General features: G+C 54.3%; 21 protein-coding genes. 8 read left to right on the forward strand and 13 right to left on the reverse strand.

Features of this window, described 5'->3' with window-relative positions; translation table 11 throughout:
- Window positions 1–83: 83 nt before the first annotated feature.
- Window positions 84–1028 (forward strand): UDP-glucuronic acid decarboxylase family protein, encoded by a 945-nt coding sequence (locus HG66A1_RS08470; RefSeq protein ID WP_145182084.1) that lies wholly within the window; start codon window positions 84–86, stop codon window positions 1026–1028.
- Window positions 1025–2050: an NAD-dependent epimerase/dehydratase family protein gene (locus tag HG66A1_RS08475; RefSeq protein ID WP_145182086.1), complete on the forward strand. Its 1026-nt coding sequence runs from the start codon at window positions 1025–1027 to the stop codon at window positions 2048–2050. Before HG66A1_RS08470 ends, HG66A1_RS08475 begins: the two co-directional genes overlap by 4 nt.
- 45 nt (window positions 2051–2095) lie before the next feature.
- Here HG66A1_RS08475 and HG66A1_RS08480 read toward each other — a convergent pair whose 3' ends face one another.
- From HG66A1_RS08480 to HG66A1_RS08495, 4 genes are all read right to left on the reverse strand, one after another.
- Window positions 2096–2917 (reverse strand): purine-nucleoside phosphorylase, encoded by an 822-nt coding sequence (locus HG66A1_RS08480; RefSeq protein ID WP_145182089.1) that lies wholly within the window; start codon window positions 2915–2917, stop codon window positions 2096–2098.
- Window positions 2918–3069: 152 nt separating this feature from the next.
- On the reverse strand, window positions 3070–3348 hold the full coding sequence (locus HG66A1_RS31890; RefSeq protein WP_197993893.1) for a hypothetical protein: 279 nt from the start codon (window positions 3346–3348) through the stop codon (window positions 3070–3072).
- A gap of 472 nt (window positions 3349–3820) precedes the next feature.
- Window positions 3821–4867, reverse strand: a complete 1047-nt coding sequence (arsS, locus tag HG66A1_RS08490; protein WP_145182092.1) for an arsenosugar biosynthesis radical SAM (seleno)protein ArsS — start codon at window positions 4865–4867, stop codon at window positions 3821–3823.
- Window positions 4868–4932: 65 nt separating this feature from the next.
- Entirely contained in the window at window positions 4933–6111 is a 1179-nt protein-coding gene (locus HG66A1_RS08495) for a methyltransferase domain-containing protein (protein ID WP_145182095.1), read from the reverse strand.
- Between the two features lie 235 nt (window positions 6112–6346).
- Here HG66A1_RS08495 and HG66A1_RS08500 point away from each other — a divergent pair, with 235 nt between their 5' ends.
- Both HG66A1_RS08500 and HG66A1_RS08505 read left to right on the forward strand, forming a co-directional pair.
- Complete coding sequence (locus HG66A1_RS08500) at window positions 6347–7090, forward strand: TIGR04283 family arsenosugar biosynthesis glycosyltransferase (protein WP_145182098.1); 744 nt, start codon at window positions 6347–6349, stop codon at window positions 7088–7090.
- Complete coding sequence (locus HG66A1_RS08505) at window positions 7054–7752, forward strand: TIGR04282 family arsenosugar biosynthesis glycosyltransferase (protein WP_145182101.1); 699 nt, start codon at window positions 7054–7056, stop codon at window positions 7750–7752. Before HG66A1_RS08500 ends, HG66A1_RS08505 begins: the two co-directional genes overlap by 37 nt.
- Here HG66A1_RS08505 and HG66A1_RS08510 read toward each other — a convergent pair.
- The 6 genes from HG66A1_RS08510 to tilS form a co-directional block, all read right to left on the reverse strand.
- A complete protein-coding gene (locus tag HG66A1_RS08510) occupies window positions 7722–8573 on the reverse strand; it encodes a sulfite exporter TauE/SafE family protein (protein ID WP_145182105.1) in 852 nt (283 codons plus the stop codon). The genes HG66A1_RS08505 and HG66A1_RS08510 overlap by 31 nt on opposite strands.
- Before the next feature lie 83 nt (window positions 8574–8656).
- Entirely contained in the window at window positions 8657–10108 is a 1452-nt protein-coding gene (locus HG66A1_RS08515) for an MFS transporter (RefSeq protein ID WP_145182108.1), read from the reverse strand.
- An 18-nt stretch (window positions 10109–10126) separates the two neighbouring features.
- Window positions 10127–11077, reverse strand: coding sequence for a hydroxyacid dehydrogenase (locus HG66A1_RS08520; RefSeq protein ID WP_145182111.1), 951 nt, complete (start codon window positions 11075–11077; stop codon window positions 10127–10129).
- Between the two features lie 38 nt (window positions 11078–11115).
- Window positions 11116–12345: a threonine synthase gene (locus HG66A1_RS08525; RefSeq protein ID WP_145182114.1), complete on the reverse strand. Its 1230-nt coding sequence runs from the start codon at window positions 12343–12345 to the stop codon at window positions 11116–11118.
- 285 nt (window positions 12346–12630) lie between these two features.
- Window positions 12631–14196 (reverse strand): MFS transporter, encoded by a 1566-nt coding sequence (locus HG66A1_RS08530; RefSeq protein ID WP_145182116.1) that lies wholly within the window; start codon window positions 14194–14196, stop codon window positions 12631–12633.
- A 283-nt stretch (window positions 14197–14479) separates the two neighbouring features.
- On the reverse strand, window positions 14480–15553 hold the full coding sequence (gene tilS / locus HG66A1_RS08535; protein WP_145182120.1) for a tRNA lysidine(34) synthetase TilS: 1074 nt from the start codon (window positions 15551–15553) through the stop codon (window positions 14480–14482).
- 1005 nt (window positions 15554–16558) lie between these two features.
- Between tilS and rny the strand changes: the two genes are divergently transcribed.
- Complete coding sequence (gene rny / locus HG66A1_RS08540) at window positions 16559–18106, forward strand: ribonuclease Y (protein ID WP_145182124.1); 1548 nt, start codon at window positions 16559–16561, stop codon at window positions 18104–18106.
- Here the strand turns inward: rny and HG66A1_RS08545 are convergent.
- Window positions 18103–18726, reverse strand: a complete 624-nt coding sequence (locus tag HG66A1_RS08545; RefSeq protein WP_145182127.1) for an FMN-binding negative transcriptional regulator — start codon at window positions 18724–18726, stop codon at window positions 18103–18105. The two genes, rny and HG66A1_RS08545, sit on opposite strands and share 4 nt — an antisense overlap.
- A 174-nt stretch (window positions 18727–18900) precedes the next feature.
- On the opposite strand from HG66A1_RS08545, the gene HG66A1_RS08550 reads away from it, so the two are divergent.
- Entirely contained in the window at window positions 18901–19266 is a 366-nt protein-coding gene (locus tag HG66A1_RS08550) for a cupin domain-containing protein (protein ID WP_145182130.1), read from the forward strand.
- A 13-nt stretch (window positions 19267–19279) separates the two neighbouring features.
- Here the strand turns inward: HG66A1_RS08550 and HG66A1_RS08555 are convergent, their stop codons facing one another.
- Window positions 19280–19735, reverse strand: a complete 456-nt coding sequence (locus HG66A1_RS08555; protein ID WP_145182133.1) for a VOC family protein — start codon at window positions 19733–19735, stop codon at window positions 19280–19282.
- Between the two features lie 212 nt (window positions 19736–19947).
- Between HG66A1_RS08555 and HG66A1_RS08560 the strand changes: the two genes are divergently transcribed.
- On the forward strand, window positions 19948–21756 hold the full coding sequence (locus HG66A1_RS08560; RefSeq protein ID WP_145182136.1) for an arylsulfatase: 1809 nt from the start codon (window positions 19948–19950) through the stop codon (window positions 21754–21756).
- A 9-nt stretch (window positions 21757–21765) separates the two neighbouring features.
- On the opposite strand, the gene HG66A1_RS08565 is transcribed toward HG66A1_RS08560, so the two are convergent.
- Window positions 21766–22644: a MerR family transcriptional regulator gene (locus HG66A1_RS08565; protein ID WP_145182139.1), complete on the reverse strand. Its 879-nt coding sequence runs from the start codon at window positions 22642–22644 to the stop codon at window positions 21766–21768.
- Window positions 22645–22892: 248 nt separating this feature from the next.
- Between HG66A1_RS08565 and HG66A1_RS08570 the strand changes: the two genes are divergently transcribed.
- Window positions 22893–23840, forward strand: coding sequence for a sigma-70 family RNA polymerase sigma factor (locus tag HG66A1_RS08570; RefSeq protein WP_197997046.1), 948 nt, complete (start codon window positions 22893–22895; stop codon window positions 23838–23840).
- Window positions 23841–23861 lie beyond the last annotated feature (21 nt).

The following is a 23861-nucleotide window of genomic DNA, read 5'->3' on the forward strand; positions in this document are numbered from 1 at the left end:
GCCCCAGCCGGGGTTTCAACAAATCTGTGAACCTCCAGGTTCTCTAAGCAATTCCCATTCAAGCTGAAGGATGATAGCGACTGATGAATTCCGTATTAGTAACCGGCGGTGCCGGCTTTCTGGGAAGCCACTTGTGTGACCGGCTGATCGAGATGGGGAAGAATGTTATTTGTGTGGATAATTTCTTCACGGGTAATAAACGGAACATCGCTCATCTGATCGGCCATCCCCGATTTGAAGTGATCCGCCACGATATCGTGCATCCGATCTACCTCGAAGTGAATGAGATTTACAATCTCGCCTGTCCCGCTTCTCCGGTTGCCTATCAGTATAACCCCATCAAAACGATCAAAACCTCAACCGTCGGCATGGTGAACGTGCTCGGTCTGGCGAAACGCTGCCGGGCCAAAGTCCTGCACGCTTCCACGTCTGAAGTCTACGGTGATCCAACAGTGCATCCCCAGGTGGAAGAGTACTGGGGCAATGTGAATCCCCTCGGGCCGCGGAGCTGTTATGACGAAGGGAAACGCATCGCGGAATCCCTGTGTGTCAACTACCATCACGCCCACAAGGTTCCGATTCGCCTCGTTCGAATTTTCAATACGTATGGACCGCGGATGGATCCCAATGACGGTCGCGTGATCTCCAACTTCATCAACCAGGCTTTACGGGGCGAACCGATCACAATCTATGGTGACGGTCAGCAGACCCGTTCCTTCTGTTACGTCGATGACCTGATCAGCGGTTTTCTGAAGATGATGGAGCAGGAAGAGACCACCGGTCCGGTGAACCTCGGTAATCCGGTAGAGAACACAATGCTCGAACTGGCCGAAGCGGTCCTGGAACATGTGGATTCTTCTTCCAAACTGATCCATGAACCACTGCCTCAGGATGATCCCAAGCAGCGCTGTCCTGATATCACAAAAGCCAAATCGTTTCTGAAATGGGAACCGCAGGTTTCTCTGAAAGAAGGCCTGGGTAAAACCGTCGAATATTATCGGCAACTGATGGATCAGGAATCAGCATGAGTCAGATTCTGGTGACAGGTGCGGCTGGATTCATCGGATTCCATGTCACGTCTCAACTGCTCGCGCAGGGACATCAGGTTACGGGCATTGATAACCTCAACAGTCACTATTCAGTGCAGTTGAAGCAGGACCGTCTCCAGGTCTTACAGAAGTCCGATCAGTTCGAGTTCGCTGAAATTGACCTGGTTGACGTTGCCGCCTTTGATCAACTGTTTGAGCAGCAGCAGTTTGATAAGGTGATTCACCTGGCGGCAGAAGTCGGGGTCCGTAATTCCCTGCTCAAACCGCTGGAGTATGTTCAGAGTAATGTAGTCGGGTTTGTGAATCTGCTCGAGCATTGTCGTAAAGGTCAGGTGCAGCACCTGGTCTATGCCTCGTCCAGCTCGGTCTATGGTGCGAATAAAAAGACGCCGTATGCCACGCACGATCCGGTTGACCATCCGGTCAGTCTGTATGCCGCTACCAAGCGGGCTGATGAACTCATCGCTCACAGTTACAGTCATCTGTATGATCTGCCCACAACCGGCCTGCGGTTCTTCACCGTTTACGGACCCTGGGGCCGTCCCGACATGGCAGTGCACATTTTCACGAAAGCCATTCTGGAAGGCACACCAATCAAGGTTTTCAATCACGGGAACCTGAAACGCGATTTCACCTATGTCGATGATATCGTGGCCGGTGTCCTGGGCGTACTCGAACAGATTCCTGAACGCAGCACTTTTGCAGCAGAGCCCACTCCCCGGGAACGGGACCGGCAGACCGAAGCCCCTTACCGACTGTATAACATTGGTAATCACCAGCCGGTCGACCTGTCGCGACTCATCGATGTGATTGAGCAGCGTGTAGGGAAACCGGCGATTCGTGAAAATTATCCGATGCAGCCCGGCGATGTTCTGGAGACCTACGCTGATATTTCTGAGCTGCAGCAGGCGACGGGTTTCGCCCCTGCGACTTCCATTGAAGCAGGCATCGATCGCTTCGTGGAATGGTACCTGTCCTATTATGACACTCCACAGGGATAGCAGTTTACCGGGCGATCAGATGCAGGTCAGACGCTTCGCGTCAGTCTAGATCTGTTCGATAATCCGTGGAATCAATCGGGCGAGTTTTGCGCCACCCTCGGCAGCCACAGACAGAATCTTGCTGATGTCGACCGGCTCCAGGGCATCGGGCAGACACAGGTCCGTCACAACAGACAATCCCAGCACCCGCATCGATGCATGATTGGCCACGATGCATTCCGGCACAGTTGACATGCCGACACAGTCCGCTCCCATCAACCGCAGCATCCGGTATTCAGCCCGCGTTTCCAGGTTCGGCCCTGCGACCGCCACAAAGACACCGGTCTGCGTACGGATCTGCAGTTCCAGCGCTGTCTGCTCGGCGACCTTGATCAGTTCCTGATCGTAGGGAGCAGACATGTCCGGAAAGCGAATGCCCAGCCGGTCGTCGTTCACGCCTCTTAGAGGATTGTCACCCATCAGGTTGATCTGATCTTCGATGATCATGATGTCAGCCAGCCGGTACTGAGGATTCATTCCGCCGGATGCGTTGGTCACGATCAGTGTGTCCACTCCCAGAGCCTGCATCACGCGGACCGGGAAGGTGACTTCCTTCATCGAGTAGCCTTCATAGAAATGAAAGCGGCCTTCCATCGCCACCAGCGGTTTTCCATCCAGGCTTCCAAACACCAGCTGCCCGGCATGCGATTCAACTGTCGAACGCGGGAAGTGTGGGATTTCTTCGTAAGGAATGGTGACGTCCTGTTCGATCTGTTTGGTGAAGTCGCCCAGGCCGGTACCCAGAATCAGACCGATGCGTGGTTTTTGACTGATCCGGGTATTAAGAAAATCGATGGCATCGTTGACTTGTTCAACCAATCCCTGCATGTCATGTTCTTTCGGTGAAGGTCTTGAGGAGGCCGATTGAAGCGACGAAACTCGCAGGCTGATAGAAGAGTCAAATGCGTGCCGCTCTCTGGAAGGTAGCAGAGCCAGGCTCGCGGATCAACCACGAGCCTCCCAGCTGATTCAGAAACGACTTAGAACATATCGTCGTCATCATCGAAATCATCGTCTTCGAAGTCGTCGTCTTCGAAATCATCGTCTTCTTCATCATCGAAGTCGTCGTCTTCCTCTTCTTCATCGTCGTCGTCGAATTCATCATCGTCATCGAATTCATCGTCGTCGATATCTTCGAGGTCATCAAAGCCAATGTTTTCTTCATCATCGTCTAGCGAAAAGAAAACGAAGGGGAGCTTATCCGAGAACGTTTCAAGCTCTTCAGGGGATTCGGTATGAAGGGAATCAGCTAATAACACAGTTACATCCTCGTGATTTCGTTGTATGTGCTTTCCAGGTCTCTAAACGATTATTTAACGGTTGGGGGTCCGTTGTGAGTTACCCCCGGAGGGAGCAAGTCAACACACGGAAGTGCTGAACTGGCAGCGATTCTACGAAATCTGCCGGCCGCAATTATTCCCTTTATTTTATTTATTTTGCTTTGTCAAGTGCGAAAAAAATGAACTGAAAATATATAGAATTATTTCCGTCTGAGTGGTGGAATCACATGAGGAAAAAATCGTCGATTTGCACCTTCAGACCAAAAAATATGGCCCGGATACTGCCAGTTTCCGGGCGGGGAATCTGTAGTGATAACATGAATAGCGGGCGAAGCAGACCCTCCGTCAGCGGGGCCTGGATTCATCGAATCTTCAAATGAATTTCATACCCGTCTCCAGGCATGCTTTTGCCAGGCAAATCCGGTCGGGGGAGGTCTCGAGGACCCCCGTTTCAGCCCGGATTCAGAGCCCCGCCACAGCTCGATCCCGCCCCGGCCGTACAGCCAAAACAGTGCCGCTGAGTCACGATGGGGCGTTTCTCCAGAGATCCATAATCAAAATCTCGGATATGTCTCTGTCGGGGCGGTGAGACGGGAAGCGCAAGCATCTGGTTGAAATCACAGTCGTAGAGATAACCCTCCCAGTCGACCGAGATCAGCGAGCGGCACATGACCCCCGGGACTGTCTCCGGGTTAAATGCCTGGACCAGGCGAGACATGTACTCTTCCAGTCGCTCTTGTGCTACCAGATCACTTAAATACCGGCTGATAGGCATGTTGGTGATCGTAATCAGGTTCGTAAACTCGATGCCAAACCGCGATCGCAGTTGCTCCCGATAGGCGGATTCGAGCTGTCCCTGATCGGGGGGCAGGGAGTGCCCGACCGGGTTATAGACCAGCGTGAGTTTCAGGGGGGATTCGGGAGCCCCATAACCCACTTCATTGAGGCGTTTCAGGGCCTGGATCGATTTCTGAAACGCACCATCGCCCCGCTGAGCGTCGGTATTCTCTTCGAGGTAGCAGGGCAGGGAGGCGACAATCTCGACTTCGTGCTCCGCCAGGAATTCCGGCAGATCCCGATAGCCCGGCGCGAGCAGAATGGTCAGATTGCAGCGATCGATGATCCGCTTGCCCATCTCACGTCCACGTCTGACCATCAGCCGAAAATGGGGATTCATCTCCGGGGCGCCCCCCGTCAGATCCAGGGTCTGGAAGCCGGGATGTGCCAGGGCGCGTAGACAGTGCTCGATATTCTCAATCTGCATAATCTCCCTGCGGTCCGGACCGGCGTCCACATGGCAATGCTCGCACGTCATGTTGCACAATCGCCCGAGGTTGACCTGCAGCGTTTCCAGTGTCTGGGCCTGCAGCAGCGGGAGTTGATGCGATTCAAGCTGCGCATCAAACGTCGGCACCTGGTCCTGAGCAGCGAGAATCTTTAACTGCTCGCGCGGATCAGCCAGTTTGCTCTGTTGTCGCAGCAGGGTGAGTGAAGGCATAAACGTTCCCGATCTTCCGTTTTCGTCTCTGGGTTATATCTTCCATGGAGCAAGTCATCAGCCGCTCAGCAGCAGCCACCGTCCGGGGTACAGCAGGAGTCCAGAATCTGGGTGGTCAGGTCAAAACCCTTGCCTTTGGTTTCCCGGGGATCCCGAATCGCATTCCGACGACAGTCCATCTCGGTCGCCTGTTCCAGTGGAATATCCTGGTACGGTTCCACCGGCAGAAACTGTCCCGTATAAGGGGCCTGCTGCAACAGATTGAATGTTTTGTCGCAGACCGCGATCCGCTGTCCGCGGAAATAGAGATGACCGTCGTCGTCTTCCACTTTTTTGAACGGACCGCGATAAATCAAAGCCTGGTTACGCTCCAGGCAGGGCCCTTGTTTTCCTTTATAAGCAGAGACGGTGACCGAACGGAACTCAATTCCGTTGACGGTCTGCCAGGGCTGCTCTTCGCGTTTGAGAATTTCTATCCCATGGAAGCCAGCCGCTTCGAAAGCCGCCAGGAACGCATCTTCCCGAAACGCGCCCGAGATACAACCCGACCAGAGCGTCGGATCATCGCGCATCTCCTGGGGCACATCTTCATCGCAGACGATATCGCTGATGACCGCTTTCCCGCCCCGCTTCAATACCCGAAAGACTTCCTGCAGCAACTGAGCCCGGTCCGCTTCCCGCACCAGGTTCAACACGCAGTTGGAGACGACACAGTCGACACTCTCGTCCGCGATCAGGGGCGATTCACTGCGCAGTCGCTGTTCCAGGTCACGCAGTTCCAGCCAGCGTGCCTGGCTATCGATGGGGCTGTGGGCCAGTTCCTGGTTGAGCAGGTCGAGGTCCAGCTGCAGATCCTGAATCAGGCCGCAGCGAAATTCCACGTTCGCATATCCCAGTTCTTCCGCGACCGGCTGCTGATACTTTCGCGCCAGCGCCAGCATTTCTGCATTGCAGTCCACGCCGATCACCCGTCCCTCCGGGCCGACAATCTGGGAAGCGATATAACAGATCTTACCGCCCCCCGATCCCAGGTCGAGGACCGTGTCTCCCGGAGAAATGTAGGGTGACGGATCTCCGCAGCCGTAATCTTTTTCGAGAATTTCTTCCGGGATGATCGACAGGTAGGCGGGGTTGTATTGTACCGGACAGCAGAGTGATTGCTCGAGTTCCTGGGCGGCACTGGCATAGCGATTGTAAACCGATGCCTCTTCGGTTGACTGCTGTCGCGCATTGACTGAGTTCATAGCGTTGCGTTTTCCTTTCCGGTTCGCTGAATCAGCGAGAGGAAGTTCCAATCAGGGGGTGTACCTGTTTCTCAGGCTCCTACAGTATAATCGACGGCGGGAAATCGATAAACATTCCCTTTCCCCTCAACAGGCGACTTCTGGATGTTTCCAGCATGGACTATGATGACGTTCCGGGCTGTGAAGCACCTCACATTTTCCGATTCCTTCTTCAAAAAAGGGTTCATTCCGCACCATGGATTCTGCAGCAGCGCTTTCCGTCGTGATCCCGATACTCCAGGGGGATGCAACCTGGCGTGACCTGCTGCCCGATTTGAGTGCGTTTCCGGATTCAACCGAGTTTCTGTTTGTCTCAAATGGGCCTCCACCCGCTGACTGGGAGACGCTACTGCAGGCATTTCCACTCCGGCAGCAATGTCGCTGGCAGCAGACAGCAATCGGCCGAGCGGTGCAGATGAACCAGGGAGCCGCGCTGGCTCAAAAGCCCATTCTGCTGTTCCTGCACGCCGATTCACGTCTCTCTCCGCGTAGCGTTGAGAAACTGTTCGAGTCCCTGCAAAAGGCCCCTCAGGCACTACATTATTTTAATCTGCGGTTTGAGGATCAGAGCTTTTTCCTGATGCACGCCAATCGCTGGGGCGTCTGGTTTCGCTCGCATCTTCTGGGCATGCCCTTTGGAGATCAGGGGCTTTGCCTGGGGAAGGAAGTCTTTCATTCGCTGTGCGGATTTGACGAAACAGCGGCCTATGGTGAAGATCATCTGCTGGTCTGGAAAGCCCGTCAGGCGGGACTGCGATTGAAATGCACGGGGGCAGACATTGCCACGAGCGCCCGTAAATATCGGGAGCGGGGCTGGCTCAAGGTCACACTCCAGCACCTCTGGCTCACGGCCTGCCAGGCGACACCCCAATTCTATTTACTGATGAAAGCACGGATTCGAGCATGGTTTCACGGCAAGGCGCAATCGCCGTCTTTGTAAAGACTCCGGGGTATTCCCCCTTAAAGACGAGGCTGGCCGCCGACATCGGGCAGCAGTCAGCCGAGCAGTTTCATACACGTTCCGCCCGGGCAGTGCAGGCAGTGGTAGCAGCCGTCTCAAAGGAAAGACAGGTCGTTCCCTGCTGGGCGGTCGCGGAACCGACGGCTTGCGACGCGCCTCTCTGGAACGATTTCACAACCATCCCACAGGGAGCAGGGGGGCTCGGAGACAGACTGGCCCACATCAATCAGAGCTTGCTGGAGCAGCACGCGTTCGTGATTTTTCTCGGTGCAGACGCGCCCCAGTTATCGAAAGAGATCCTGCTGGAAGCAATTGATCTTCTCGACCAGCCTGCAGAACCTCCCCGGTTCGTCCTGGGACCTGCCGCAGATGGGGGCTTCTATCTGTTTGGGACGCGGGTCTGCCTGGACGAACAACTCTGGAACAGTGTGCCTTACAGCGTTAACGAGACCTCGTCAGTTCTTTGTGAACGACTGCAACTTTTGGGGGCCGTGCATCAACTGTCCCGGTTGACCGATGTGGATACGGTTACAGACCTGCCTGCGCTCATTCAGGAACTGTTGCAGCTGGAAACCCGGTTGCCTGCCCAGCAGCAGCTGCTGGAGTGGCTTCAGGGAGACGATTTTTCCGGGAAGGTCTGAATCTTCGGTTGTCCATCGCCCGGTTCAATGATTTCGACCATCGGAGGTTCATCTTCCGTAGGAACCGCCGGCTTGCCCTGGATCAGCATATACAGCGAACTGACCGCCAGCAGTAAGAGCAGGCACCGCTTAAACAATACCGGGTTAATTTTAGGCCCCAGCATCAGGCCCAGTTTGGTTCCCAGAAAGACAAAGGGAACAATCACCGCGGTCGTCACCAGCACGGGGAGTGTGGCGAAGCCCATCAGAGCCAGACCGATGGCCCGCGAAATGGAAATCATTATGAAGAAGCCGAAGATGAATCCCTTGTATTGTTCCTGCGTCCACGGCTGACGAATCGCATAGATCACGATCGGCGGCCCCGCGATACTCGTCGATCCTGCCAGGAAACCGCTGCAGAACCCGGCGAATGTGCTCCACACCGAAGAGGCTTTCTGCGGCCCTTCGTCCACGTGGGGGGCTTTCTGAAAGAAACCGTCGACCACGATCAGCAGGATCACCAGCCCGGTGCCTCGCACCAGGTAATCCAGATCAATCAGGGTGAATGTCAACAGCCCCAGGGGCAGTCCCACCAGCGAACCGATGATGGCTCCCGCCAGCAGTTTCAGGTTCGAATGCCTGCGGTAAGCCCAGAACGTCCAGATTACCGGCAGCACAATACTGTAAGCCACGAGCAGATTGGCTTCGCGAAAATTGAGCAATAGAGGCAGCACCGCCATCGCTACGATGGCATAACCGAAGCCAATAATTCCCTGGATCAATGCAGAACAGAAAACAGCAAGGAGGACGAATAACCACAACTGTGGATCAGAAAACATCATTAGATTTAGCTACGTAACAATGAGCCATGCTGCCAGCATGGCTCTGTCAGGCAAGAGTGAGCGCAGGCAGGGAGCAGACAGAACTATTCCAGCAGCTCGCTGCCTTTGGTTTCACGGGCAAAGTAGGGCAGAATCGCACCGACGATGTACAGCATGCTCAGAATTGTTGCTGTCTGTGCCAGTGAATAGCCCCAGTCCTTCTGCATCCAGCCCCCGATGAAAAGGATTGGTGCAGCCAGGATACGACCGGCATTAAAGCAGAAGCCGGTACCGGTGCCCCGCATGCGGGTGGGATAAAGTTCGGGGAAGTATATCGCATAACCGGCGTGCATGCCGAGTGTCAGAAAACCAAACACAGGCAGGAAGCAGCCGATCACGGTCGCATTATGAAATACCTGGAACAGCAGTAAGGAACTGATCAGCCCGCCTACGTGAAACAGGAAAAATGCCCCTCGGCGTCCGACCCATTCGCAGATCGGTCCGAATGCCAGCAGCCCCAGTCCACCGCCAGTCGTCGCCAGGAACATTCCCAGCATCTCCCAGCGTTTGAGGGGCGCCTTGATCGTTTCCAGGTATGCCTTGCTTTCATCGGGAGAGATTTCAGCCTGTCCGGGGAACTGTTCAGCCAGGTAGTCCGCCTGAACGGCATTCAAAAACGCATTCTTTCCATAGATGTGCACACCCCAGAACGTGGCCAGCCCGATCGCGGCCAGCAGCACCCCGATGCAGGTCCCCTTAACATACTCGGGTAACATCAGGTCCATGATGGAGCCCAGCTTCTTGCCTTCACCGTCGTGCGAAGCCTCCTGGGCCTGTTGCCAGGATTCCGGCTCGTGCATCGAACGACGGATCCAGATGATCAGGAATGAAGGCACGACCCCGAGTGCAAAACCAATCCGCCAGGGAAGACTGGGGTGACCTGCATTTTCGGCATAGGCCTGAATACTTTCATTCCCGATGATAAAGGCCCCCGCCAGAATCGCGAGGTAGGTTCCCAGCACACTGGAGGCGTGAAAGATACTCCCCACACGGGCGCGCGCTTTCGGGGGAAAAGTTTCCGCAACGAGGGTACTCGCCACCGCCCACTCGCCCCCTACACCGAGGGCCACGAGAAAGCGGAACCCGGCCAGTTGCCACCATTCCTGTGACAACGCCGAGAGACAGGTAAAGAACGAATAGAACAGAATCGTCAGCGACATCGTCTTTTTACGGCCGATGCGGTCGCTCAAAGCGCCAAAGGCAATCCCCCCCAGCGCACCACCGATCAGGAAGGCGCCGAGCGCGATATTGTTATAGAGCGCCTTCCGCCCCGAGATCTCTTTCTCGTGTGCCTCTACTTTCTGGGGATTCTGGAGTTCCTCCTCACTCAAAGGCTCAACCCGGATCAGTGAAGGCATCGCCTCGTTCATACTGGCGACGAAGATCTGGCCTTCGAACACATCGAATACCCAGCCCAGCGAGGCAATAATCAACACGAGCCACTGGTAACGGGAAATGCCGTGATACCATTTGTCTTCTTTGAGTTCGTCTTGCATCAGGCTGGTACTCTCAGTTTAAGATTGAAAAACATTGACGGCCGGTTTGCCGCTCAGTACGAGTCGGACGTCTTCGCAGACCGCGTCTACCACCCGCTCCTGGGCTTCCAGGGTGAAGGCGGCGATATGCGGTGTTAAGATCACGTTCTCCAGTTGATTCAGGGCGCTCTGGTGTGGAGGTTCCATTTCCCGCACGTCCAGTGCCGCACCGGCCAGCTTATGTTCCAGCAACGCCTGGGTCAGTCCCCGTTCGTCGACGACTTCTCCCCGCGAGGTGTTGATGAAACAGGCCGTCGGTTTCATTTTACTGAAATGCTGATAGGTCAGCATCCCGCGCGTGTCCGGTGTCAGCGGGCTGTGACAGGTAATCACATCCGCCTGTGCCAGCAGCTCATCCAGCGAAACCAGTTTGCCGTTGAGCTCTTTCAAATGCGGTGCGTCGGCAGCAAGATACGGGTCGGCGGCGATGATCTTCATGCCGAAGGCCCGGGCCCGGGTTGCGGTCAGCGTGCCAATCCGCCCCATGCCAATCAGGCCCAGTGTCTTGCCATTCAATTCGGTGCCGGTGAATTTAACGCGGTTCCAGCCGCCGGTCAGTGTATCCTGTCGGGCGTCGGGAATCTTACGGAGCAGGGCCAGCATCAATCCCAGCGTTAACTCTGCGACAGAGAGTGAGTTCGCATCGGGCGTGTAACTGACGACGATGCCTTTCTCTTTCGCGTAAGCGGTATCGACGTTGTCCAGGCCGGCCCCCGCGCGGGCAATGATTTTCAGGTTGGGGGCTGCATCAATCAGCTCCTGGTTGACTTTCGTCTGATTCCTGACAATCAGTGCCTGGGCATCTGCAAGCTTCTGCTTCAGCAGATTGACGTTCTGCCAGAGATAGGCGTCAAATTCGACATCCAGATCTTTCATCAGCTCGATCATGGATGCCCCTTGAATATTTTCGGTCACCAGCACATCGCTCATGGCTTACTTCCTGCTGCTCTCAGTTCGTGGCGTGGGTATTAGTCAAACATCGAGTAGTCAACGGGTTCGTTGATATCGATCGACTGGTCTGCGGGAGGCAGTGGGTATTTCAATCCGGTCGCACAGTTAAACAGGACTGCACTCTCATCTGGGCTGACCCGACCAGATGCCAGTTCCTGTTTGTAGGCGGCATAGGTCGCTGCCCCTTCGGGACACATCAGGAAGCCTTCCTTCTGCGAACATTCATCGAGGGCGGCTGAGATTTTGTCATCATCGACGGCGGTCGCAAACCCGTTGCTTTCCCGGACTGCACGCAGAATCAGGAAGTCACCCACGGCGATGGGAACCCGGATTCCTGCAGCGATTGTATGGGCATTCTCCCAGAGGGGCGCGTGTTCTTCACCCGCTTCGTAGGCCTTCACCATCGGAGCACAGCCGGATGCCTGGACGGCCACCATGCGGGGCAGTTTACCGGTGAGCCAGCCCATCTCTTTGAGTTCGTTAAAGGCTTTCCACATGCCGATCAAGCCTGTACCGCCGCCGGTCGGGTAGAAAATCACATCGGGAACTTCCCAACCCATCTGATCGGCCAGTTCCAGGCCCATCGTTTTTTTACCTTCGATGCGGTAGGGTTCTTTGAGTGTGGAGAAGTCGAACCAGCCGACTTTCTCTTTCCCCTCGCCCACAATTTTGCCGCAGTCGTTGATCAGTCCATTCACCCGCCAGACATTCGCCCCTTGGGCGGCAATTTCACGGACATTGATTTCCGGAGTATCACCGGGACAGAAGATGTAAGACTTCATGCCGGCCCGGGTACCATAGGCGGCCAGCGCGGCACCTGCATTCCCGTTGGTGGGCATCGCGACTTTGGTGACGCCCAGTTCTTTGGCCATCGAGACTGCCATGCACAGACCTCGGGCTTTGAACGAACCAGTGGGCAGACGACCTTCGTCTTTAATCCAGACCTGACCCTGTCCTCCCTGCAGACGCGGCACGGGAATCAGTGGTGTATGAATTTCACCCAGGCTGACGATGTTTTCCGATTTGCGAACCGGCAGGAATTCGCGATACCGCCAGAGAGTCGCCGGCCGGGCTGCCAGGTCTGCCTTACTGACCGACTGCTTGATGCCGTCCAGGTCGTATTTCACCAGCAGGGGTTTGCCCGCTTTGGACAGGCCGTGCAACTGGTCGGCTTCGTAGTGATCATGCTCCATGCCACATTCAAGGTGGGTGACAAAGGTGGGAGACTCGGGGAAAGCGTCTTGCATGGGAACGTACCTGCTATTTGAAAGAAGAATCGGTAAGACGATGTATTAGATTTCAAGGCGGGGAATACGCGTATTTATAGTTCTGTTATCCAGCTATCAGTCAAAATGTCAACCCATCGGCACTGTTGAATGGTTTTTTGGCGATCACTTGACAGCACAAGCTGAGCAGGAAGTCTGGTTCCACTCCGACGTTCCTGGAGAGAGGCACTTTCCTGTATCCGAAAAAAAGAACGACCACCCGAAATGAGTGGTCGTTCATGAACTTCAACGGACACCCGGCGAGCCTTACTCGACGGGACCTTCAACACCACCGGTGTAGTGTTCGCCGTCCGGTTCTTCACCGTGCAGAACTTCTGCCTTGTAGCCACCCTTCATGTAGAAGTAGATCACTAGAATCAGGTAACCAATGGCCATGACCAGCGGAACCAGGGCTGTGCACTTCAGTGCCATCCGACCTCCGTAGATGCCGGCTTCGTCTACCGGGCCGATATCTTCAGGAGCAAACGCTTCCGCTCCCTGCCACCAGGTATTGAGGTTGGAAATGTATGCATCCGATTTCCCCTCTTTATCAAGTTGTTCTACCTTCTTCTCCAGGTCCTGGCCATCATTGTTCAAGACACTGACCTTGGAACCATCGAGACCTTTGATCTTGGGGAGAAACAGGAAGCCGTTCGCTTCCGCAACGGAGTAGCGTTCGTAAGTTTGAGGAGCAATTTCCTCGAGCTTTTCAGTCGCATAGTAATCCTGGTTGTAACCGATACCAGGACCACCCAGCAGACCGGCTGAGAGCATGCCGATGCCTCCCATGGCGCCCATGGTGATCGCCCCCCCTTTGGGGAACAGTTCGCCAACCACACCCAGCATGGTCGGCCAGAGGAAGGTTTTACCCAGACCATAAACAGTCACGGCGATCCAGACCCAGACGACTCCCTGTGAAGAACCGATCATGTACAGACCGATGGAACCGAAGCAGGCACTCATGAAGAGCAGGCCCAGCGGATTGATTTTTTCTACAATCGGACCGGCGAAGAATCGCAGCACAAACATAATCGAGGACGCGTAGATAAACAGATACAGCCCCTGACCCTCTCCCGTCTTTTTCAGGATCGATTCCGTAATATTGGCGATCCAGCTGTCGGTTCCCAGTTCGACATAACCGACGCAGGCATGCAGCAGGAGCAGGAACAACAACAGCGGGCTGGCAAAGGTCATCAGCATCTGACCGAAACTGACGCCGGCCGACTTGGCTTCCGATTGCGGGAACTCCTGCTTGATTACAATGAAACCGTAAATCAGGGTCGGGACCAGAAAGACCGCCATCGGATATTCCCACCGCAGGCCGGCAACGTCGCCCTTCATGTTCGTATAAATCGCAGCGATGATTCCACCGACGATCAGTCCGCCGGGCCAGCCGGCGTGCAGAATGTTGAGATAGTGCGTTTTCTGTCGAGGATAAAGTGTCGCGACCAGCGGATTGATGACTGCTTCACACAAGCCGTTCGCCACCGCGAACATGAACATCCCGATGTAGAGACACCAGTAAGTCGCATCTTTCCCCATGCTGTTGAAGATGGGAGTCGCCGCAAAGGTGACCAGGGCTGACAGCACATGCAGAATGAACGCCAGCAGCAGGATCGGTTTGTAGCCGACATTGTCGGTGATCAGACTGGCCAGCAGAATCACGACCCCGAAACCCACCAGTCCGCCTCCGGTGATCGTTCCCAGGTCGAACTTGGTGAATCCGTACTGGGCACCCCAGTCTGCGAGGATCCCGCCGCGGATGGCGAATCCGACGCCGGCGGCGATGAGAGTCATAAAACTCGCAATAAACAGCGGTTTGTTATTGTTCATGGTTGCGACTTCTTTGTTTGATTGAGGGCGAGAATATCAAGTGCAAGGTGTGGTTCAAGTATCAAACGTTTCAAAGCGAAACTGGAAGATGCTGATCAGGAATGGATACTTCGAAAGGTCTTGAGCACACGACGACGACTTAGCACAACCGGCTGCCGGAAAGGCAATGTTTCGAGCGGACGCTGGTTGCAGGTTGATCAGCAACGCCAGATTCTAACCAACCCCGATTGAGATTTCCACAATACGTATGCAGGAATGCGAATGTTTGTCAGATTCCTGAATCTTAAGTCTCGGTGCGGTCAGGCAGCCTGCGTAAAATCAGCAGACGTTCCCGCCGTTCCGCTTCAATCTGGTCGGGCAGGTGAATTTTCTGGCCCTCCCGCGTCAGTTCGAGCAGTCGCTGCCAGTGATCGAAGCCCATCCGCTTCCGCGACCAGTGCATCTCCTGCCAGATCTTGAGAAAGCACTGTTTGACCAGATAATCGGGAGTATCGAGCAGTTGATCACAGTCCAGCCGCCAGGTCTCCCGGTTCCGATCGAGGGTCGCACGATTTAGAATCTGTGTCACATCTGCTGAAATCACTTCGGTGACTTCTTCTGCCTGTTGAGATAGCCGTTGTAAGGCTTGCACGACAGCGGGATTGAACTCTGTTTTCAGGTAAGGGAGTAACTCATGACGAATGCGATTGCGGGTAAAACGCAGATCTGTGTTCGACGCATCGGTGCGAAATTCCTGGCCACATTCCTGCAGATAATGCACAACCTCTTCGCGACCGAGATCCAGTAAGGGACGTACGAGATAAAGGTTTTCCGCCAGTAAACGAACACGGGGGATGCCTTTCAGGCCGGAGATTCCAGTGCCGCGGATGATATGATGCAACACGGTTTCGGCCCGATCATCGCGGGTGTGGGCCACTGCAATCCGCGTGCAGTCTTCTGCGTGGGCTGTCCGGATCAGAAATTCATAGCGGGCCGATCGACTCAGTTCTTCCAGGCCCGTTGAGGACCCCGTCTGTTGCGACGTCAGCTCCTGTTTTTCCAATACGAGAGGCAGATTCAATGCCCGACAGGTCTCGGTCAGCCAGTCTGCGTCCGCATCGGAATCTGCGCCCCGCAGTCCGTGATTCAGGTGGGCGACGACCAGGGAACCGGGGCGGCAGTCGTGCTCTGTCGCTGAGACCAGTTCCATCAGGGCGCGGAGCAGTGCGACGCTGTCTGCACCACCGGAGACCGCAACCAGGGTTCTTTCTGATTGTGCTGCAGGTGGACTCATGTCTGGTAAATGCGTTTGCCCGGCTGCAATCCGCTGCTCGCAGGCGCGCCAGCCGCGATTCACTGCTGAGACAAACTCATTCATAAGGGCAATCGTTTCTTTCACAGACGGGAGACACGCAGGCAGGTCTGACGCATGAGAGCGAGATGGGAAATTGAACCAATATTTCTCACAATATACTATCGCATCCGGAAATCTCTTGTTACCATGAATCGGGAAATTTGCGAGAAGTTTCCTCTGTCATTCGAGTTACAGACAGATTCATCTCTTCGATTCCTTAAAGAACGAACTTTGGGAATCGGCTGATGTTTCCTGTTTTTTTCTGGATGTTCTGGAGTGAGCTTTTCATAATAGTTTCATTGTATTTTATTTTTAAGTTTCCTTTCGGCATTTCCTGGCTTGATCGGGAGCATTGTCACAGAACTGTTTACGACACGGAAACTGAGCTTCAGCTGCTGTGTCAAAGCAATCTCTGTGCAGTACGAGTTTCTAAAGTAGTATCAGGTACAGTTGAATTGGAGAATCAACAATGTTTGGCATTCTCAATGAGACAATCCTTGCAATTTATGTTCTGTTCACAAAAGTGGCGAAACGATTGCCGACGCTGATTCGTTCACGGAAAACCTCTCCCTGGACGGAAGAAAGCTCTTCCCCTGCACATGTTCAGACACAACTGACGGGGCAGCAGGAGTGGGTGCGTCAAATTCTGTCTTATCTGGGGATCGAATTACGGTCGAAGGTACCCGTCCCGGTGCGCACAGACCGGAGATACTTTCGACGGCGTTAGCAGGCACCTGCACGGGCCATCTGTTTGTTGTTCAAATTCACCAAGTTCCAGACTACTGCTGAGTTAAAGCTGTTATTTGAATTTCATATCTTTATTCAGACATCTTTAGATCGATCAGAAACTCCCGGACGCTCCTGTCATTCTGAGAAATTCCTGACAACCTGCATCGTACACATTCGGCCTGATCTCCAGGACTGGAGATTAAGGATTTGTACGGTATTGTCTCTGTTAAATGTTAACGCCAAATAGCATTCTGCAGGAAAGGGACTTTTCACCAAAGGCGCATAGGAAGCACCTGGAATATGTTAACAGAAGTCGCTATTGGAGCTACTCTGGCGCTCATTGTCGGGGCCTTCATCGGTTATTTCATTGACCGGATTCGCCGTGGATCTGCCTATCAGTCTTATCAGCAGATCCTGAAACAGGCCGAACTCGATGCCGAAAACCTGCTCAAAAGCCAGAAGCTGGAAGCCAAAGAAGAGCTGCTCAAACGCCGCGAATCTCTGGAAGAAGAAGTCAACAAGCAGCGCGAAGAGCTCTGGTCCGTTGAGAAAAAGCTCAGCAAGCGTGAGAACGCGCTCGAAGATCAGCAGGCCGATTTCCTCAAAAAGGAATCCATGATTCAGGCTACCCAGTCCAAACTGGCCTCCCGTACCAAAGCGGTCGAAGCCCGGGAACAGGAACTGGAGCGGGCTCTGAAGAAGCAGCAGGAAGAGCTGTTCAAAATCAGTGGACTGGATCGCGAAACCGCATCCCAGATGCTGCTCGACCGGCTGGAAAACGATCTCAAGAGTGAGACCGGTGCCCTGATTATGAAGTATCAGAGCGAGCTGAAACAATCGTGTGACAAGCTGGCCCGCGAGACCATCGGCATGGCCGTTCAGCGGTTCGCTTCCGGACACGTGGCCGAGACCACCGTCTCCACAGTGGAACTGCCCGAAGAGGAAATGAAAGGGCGGATCATCGGTCGGGAAGGTCGCAACATCCGCGCCTTCGAAAAAGCGACCGGCGTGGACGTGATTGTGGACGATACGCCCGGCGTGGTCGTTGTTTCCGCCTTCGACAATGTCCGCCGGCAGATCGGTAAAATGTCTCTGCAGAAACTGGTCAACGACGGACGCATTCATCCCGCTCGCATCGAGGAAGTCGTCGAAGAGACGCAGAAGGAACTCGAAGAATACATCCAGACCATGGGGCAGAATGCCTGTCAGGAAGTCAATATTTCCGGCGTGCATCCCAAGCTGATCGACCTGCTGGGCCGTCTGCACTTCCGTACGAGTTACAGCCAGAATGTATTGCGACACTCAATCGAGGTTTCCGCGTTGACCGGCATCATGGCAGAACAGCTCGGTCTGGACGGGACACTTGCCCGCCGCTGTGGTCTGTTCCATGACATCGGTAAAGCAGCCGACCACGAAATGGAAGGGGGCCACCCCGCCGTCGGTGCCCAGCTGCTTAAGCGGTACGGCGAATGTCAGGAAGTCGTGCATGCCGCCGCCGGTCATCACGATGACATCCGCCCCGATTACATCTACACGGTACTGGTTGCTGCAGCAGACGCCTGTTCTGCTTCGCGTCCTGGTGCCCGCCGCGATACACTGGAAAAATATGTGCGTCGCCTTGAAGAACTGGAAACGCTGGTTTGCGGCTTCCCGGGTGTCGATCACACCTATGCGATTCAGGCCGGTCGTGAAGTTCGTGTGATCGTCGATTCCGATCAGGTCAACGACCGCGAAGCAGCCAAGATGTGCAAAGACATCGCTAAAGCGATTGAAGAAACCCTGACCTACCCGGGGGAAATCCGGGTGACCGTGATGCGCGAGTCACGTACGGTCGAATACGCCCGCTAAGCGGGTAGATCTGCTTCCATCAGAGCAGCGATGGCCCAAGCGTCTTCGCTGCTCTGTTTTTTTAACGCATCGATCACTTTCTTCCGCCGCTCTTCGGGATGGTTCTGGCTCAGTTTGAATTTGCCTTCGATGCGTTCAATCTCAATCCGAAAGCCGACGATTCCCTTGAGCAGTCCCTCGGTGAACTCGGCTTCCGGAGTCTCGATTGACCAGGACTCAGGCTGCGAGGCTTCATAAAACTGCACGGTTTCTGCGATGACCGCTTTCAGCTCTGCGTCATCAGTGATCCGGGAATACCGACCGTATACATGCACCGCCTGATAGTTCCAGGTGGGGACTGTATTTTGAGAGGCATACCAGGTGGGTGAGATGTAAGCATGCGGCCCATGAAAGATAGCCAGCACACGCTGATTATCTGGAGTCTCGGCTTGCGGATTCGCCCGGGCAAAGTGCCCCAGCAGGCACCCATTCTGTCCCACCTCACGCTGCAAAAGTAAAGGCAGGTGGGAAGCAAACGGCTCCTCTCCCTGATTGCTCACCAGAGTGGCGAAGCTGTGTTGCTCGATGAACGGGTGCAGTCGGCTGACGTCGGTTTCGGCAAAAGCGGCTGGTACATACATGGAATCAACTGGTCCTCGGGAAGAGTGCAGGGGGCGGAATGTACATTCAGTTCTGACAGCGGTTCCGGTTCGCAGGTTCGTCAGACTATCAATTCCAGGATCATTTCTTTAACTTGAAGTGACTGCCATCATTGTGAGGCGGAAACCACTCTCATGCAAAGGAGTTCCGAAATAATGCCCTTTATTGATATCGATTCCGTCAAGCCCCTGGAAGTCCTGCCTGGCTGTAAAATGCGGACCCCATTCGGGGAAAATCTGATGCTGTCTTACCTGGAAATGGAAGAAGGGGCCATTGTGCCCATGCATCATCATCCACACGAGCAGGGGGGGATGCTGCTCAAAGGGCGGTTGGAACTGACGATGGGAGACGAAGTGCGAACTGTCGAAGCAGGGGCGATGTTCATTATTCCCCCCAATACTCCGCACCAGGCGGTTGCCGTTGATGGGCCTGCAGTAGTTTTGGATGTATTCAGTCCGGTCCGCGAAGACTACGCGGAGCTGTTTAACAAGTACATCCCGACAGAGTCAGACGAAAGCTGATCGCGTCAGTTTACTACTGGTGTTGCTGCTGGCTTTGCAGCTGTTTGAATTCGTCAGCCCTGCGGAGCAGCTCTTCTTTGGAGAGCACTTCCGTCTGGGTGGCGATATGCCATTGAATGCCGAAGGGATCTTTCACCGAGGCACTCCGCTCGCCGTAAAACTGGTCTGCCGGTCCGCGCTGGCCCAAAGCTCCTGCTTCCAGGGCTCTCTGATAGGTGAGGTCGACATCTGGTACATAAACATGTAAAGCTGCAGAGGTGGGGCCCCATTCCTCACAGGCATCGGCCAGTTCAACCATGGAATCGCCGATTCTCAGTGTCGCATGGCCGATCTTGTCATCGTGGTATGAGATTAACTCAGTTGTCGCATCGAAGACGAATGTCACAAATTCAATCAGTCTCGCTGCCCCTTCTACCAGCAGATAGGGAGTGACTGCGTGGTAGCCATCGGGGGTGTAGTGGGGGGCCATCTTGATTTCTCCTGAAATGCTGGGGACTGGAGGCGAAACAGGACCCGCAATACAAACCATATTTGAACTGATTATGTGACCATTATACAATGGAATCTGTTTCAGGAATAGCAATTCATGTAAACTATTTTTCCCCTGTCAGAAACACTTGAAAACAAGCGTTTTTTATCAGTTGGACTCTTACCTTCACGCGAAATTTCGGGGAAAATCCGATGCGACTGCTGCTCATTACTCTGTGGCTGTTTTCAGGGCTCAATCCGGTTCTGGCCGCCGGTCAACCCAATGTGATCCTGATTATGAGTGATGACCAGGGTTACGGTGAACTTTCCTGTCACGGAAATCCTCTGCTCAAAACTCCCCACCTCGATCAGCTGGCCTCCGAGAGTGTCCGTCTGACCGACTTTCACGTCGCCCCGATGTGTACCCCGACCCGGGGGCAACTGATGACCGGGCAGGACGCGTTTCGCAATGCCGCCATGAATGTCAGCAGCGGGCGGACGCTGCTCAGACCCGAACTCCAGACCATGGCCAACCAGTTTCAGGTGGCCGGTTATCGCACCGGCATGTTCGGAAAATGGCATCTGGGAGACAATTATCCCTATCGTCCGCAGGATCGTGGCTTCCAGGAAACACTCTGGTTTCCCTCATCGCATATCAGTTCTGTGCCCGATTACTGGATCAACGATTATTTTGATGATACCTATCTGCAAAACGGACACCGCGTAAAACAGAGCGGTTATTGCACGGATGTCTTTTTTCGTGAAATGCAGAACTGGATCCGTACCCGTGATGAATCCCTTCCGTTTTTTGCCTACCTGCCTCTGAATGCGCCCCACGGACCGTTGTATGTCCCCGATCATTATCGGCGACCAGTCGAAGCAGCACTCCGGGAGCATCCCGAGGTAGTGCAACATCTCAAACCCCAGCGCAGAAAAGCACTGATCAGCTACCTCGCGATGTGCGCTAACATTGATGAAAACATCGGCAAGCTGGATCAGTTTTTGAGCGAATCGAAACTGCGCGACGATACGATTGTCATTTTTCTCACCGATAACGGCAGTACGATGGGCCCTGATTACTTTAACGCTGGCATGCGTGGCAGGAAGGTGACGCTCTGGGAGGGCGGCCATCGTGTTCCCTGTTTCATCCGCTGGCCACACGGTAAGCTGGGCCCGGCGCGCGACCTGAATGATCTGGCCCACGTCCAGGATCTGCTCCCCACATTGGCCGAGCTCTGTGAGCTCCCTCTGCCTGAGCAGCGACTGGACGGGATCAGTCTGGCGCCGCGCCTGCGGGGAGATGTCAAATCGCTGCCGGACCGCATGTTGGTCGTCAACTACAGCCGCATGCCCATCGTCGGCAATAAGAAAAACATGTTCCTCGCGAAGCCCCGTAAAGAAGGAGCCGCCGTCCTCTGGAAACGCTGGCGCTGGCTGGAGAACCGGGAACTGTATGATCTCACCAGCGATCCGCTTCAGAAACAGAACGTGGCAGAGCAGCATCCGGAAGTCGTCGCCCGGATGCAGGCGCACCTCGACCAGTGGTGGAAAGAGCTACAACCGCACGTAGCCGAGCCGCAGCGCGTGATTATTGGCCATGCGGCGGAGAACCCTTCAATGCTCACTGCCTGTGAATGGCTGGACGTCTTTGTCGATCAGCAGGGGCAGGTGCGTCGTGGAATCCGCCGCAACGGCACCTGGCAGCTGACGATTGCCGAGGCGGGCAACTATGAATTCGAATTGCGTCGCTGGCCCCGCGAAAGTGGATTGAAGCTGAACGCGGGCACGCCGGCTATCAAAGTAACCGATGGCCAGCTCGCCGAAGGAGTGGCGCTACCAGTCGCGAAAGGCCGCCTCAAAATTGGCAGTTTCGAAGCGACGGCCAAACCGGATGCCGATGGGGAGTCGATTACGATTGAGACTCCCTTGAAGCCCGGACAACTGGAACTGACAACCTGGCTCCTGGATAAGCAGGGACGGGAAATCTGTGGTGCCTACTATGTCTATGTGAACCGGAAGTGAGAGCAATTGCTACTTCGGTTCTTTTTCAGAGGCATTGAGCAGTGTCTGAGCAAATGATTCCAGATGGCGGATATTGTCACAGAAGGCGGCATACTGCATCTGCTGCCGGATTGGCTCTTTAAGAGCCCGTCCGCCGACGACAAAGGCCACATCCATACCGAATTCATCATACAGTTCGGCATAGTTTTGCAGGAATTCCTGTTCGTTACGGATGTAGCTCACGCTCAGCCAGAACATCCGCGGCCGTTGTTGCTCGATCGCCGCGGCCAGGGTGGAGAAGGGGAGGTTGGTTCCCAGTGAAGACGCATTCCATTTAATGTCACGGAGTACCAGTTCAACCATCGTGGTCGCCAGACTGTAAAGATCCCCTTCCACCGCACCACCGAAGGCGACGGGGGCATCAAGTGGGGGATTGGGAATCAGTGTCCGCAATTCGTGCAGCAGCCGCAGGGCCAGCTCGCAACCTCGTCGTTCCTGGTAGACCTCCGCTTCTCCACACTCCCAACGATCGCCGATGGTCACAAACGAGCGACCGATCACCAGATCACAGATGGCGCTGATGCTGTGTTCCGCCAGATAGAGGTCCAGCACAATCTGACGGCAGAGGTCTTCTTCGCCTCTTAATAACGCCTCGGTGAGCTGTTCCTCAGCACGATCAATCACCCGGCTGGTCTGTCCGGTGGTGGCTGGGAGTCCCAATACTTCAGGGCGTACCAGGTCATATTTGCTGGAACGTAAAAATTCGATCAGATCCGGCAGGGCAATCCGACGGTGCCCCCCAGCCGTGTACTGGGTGGGGATTACTCCTTTATCGCACCAGCGTTTGACGGAGGATTCACTGGCCTGGATGGCACGGGCTACCTGTTTAGACGTCAGAAATTCGTGCATTTGACTTGGTTCTGAAGTGGACGATCTGGTCGTTATAGAAAAAGGACATAAACATTCAATATACAGATACTAGTTCGGAAACTGTAACCTGACAAGTCACATAATTATAAGTTCCTCAATAGTAACAGGATACATTCAGTTTTGCTGAAATGAACGTTTTGGACGAATTTATGGTTGTTTTTGTTTTCCTGAATGCATATAAATGATGTAGACGAAATGAACGAATTTCGATTTTCAGGAATATGAAAATGATAGTGTGTTCAAAAGATCATTGTAAGCAGTCATCTCAGCAGCTGGCAGAACGTGCCCGTAAGATTCTGCAGGCTGAAATCGATTTTATTCCGAATCCCAGCTTTCAGGATTCAGATGCGGACGAAGTGATTCTGGGGCAACCCTTGCCTGAGAGTAACACTGAGATTACAGCTGCTGCCTTTACGAAACCGGGCAGCCGCGCACTCTCGACTCAAATCGCCCGTCTCTGTCGCTCAGAAGTGCTGTCAGCAGCTGACGAGCAGGATCTGTTTCGCAGAATGAACTACCTTAAGTTCAAAGCCAATATGCATCGTTGCAAACTCGACCCGGAAGAGGTCGAACCCTGCGAACTGGAGCGAATTGAAACTCTGCTCCAACAGGCAGAGCAGGTTCGCGATCAGATCTTTCGCAGTAACATGCGACTGGTGGTCTCGATCGTCAAGAAATGCGTGACTCCAGGTGTGTGCTTCGATGAGTTACTCAGTGACGGCTGCCTGACGCTGATGCATGCGATCGAAAAGTTCGATTATGCCCGGGGTTTCCGCTTCAGTACTTACGCATACCACTCCATTTCGAATTATGCGTATCGCAAAATTGCCAATCGCCGCAAGGAACGCAACAAATTCAAACAGCTGGGTGAAGAACGCACTCTGGAAGAACTGCAGGAGCAGAAGAATCCAATGATGGTCCGCGCGGTCTGGGATGAGCTCTCCGACCTGCTCAAGCAGACGATTGACACCCTCGATCAGCGGGAACAGTTTATTGTCCGCAGCCGGTTTGCTCTGGGCAAGCATCGCAAGATTCAGACCTTTCAGAAACTGGCCGATGAACTGGGAATCTCCAAAGAACGGGTGCGTCAGTTGGAACAGCGGGCGGTTGCCAAACTGAGAGCACTCGCAGAAGGGTCCCGTCTGGATGCAATTCGTGAACTGGTCGGCGGCTGAATTTGACGTTTATTCAATGAC

The organism is Gimesia chilikensis (genome assembly GCF_007744075.1).
Lineage (GTDB): Bacteria > Planctomycetota > Planctomycetia > Planctomycetales > Planctomycetaceae > Gimesia > Gimesia chilikensis_A.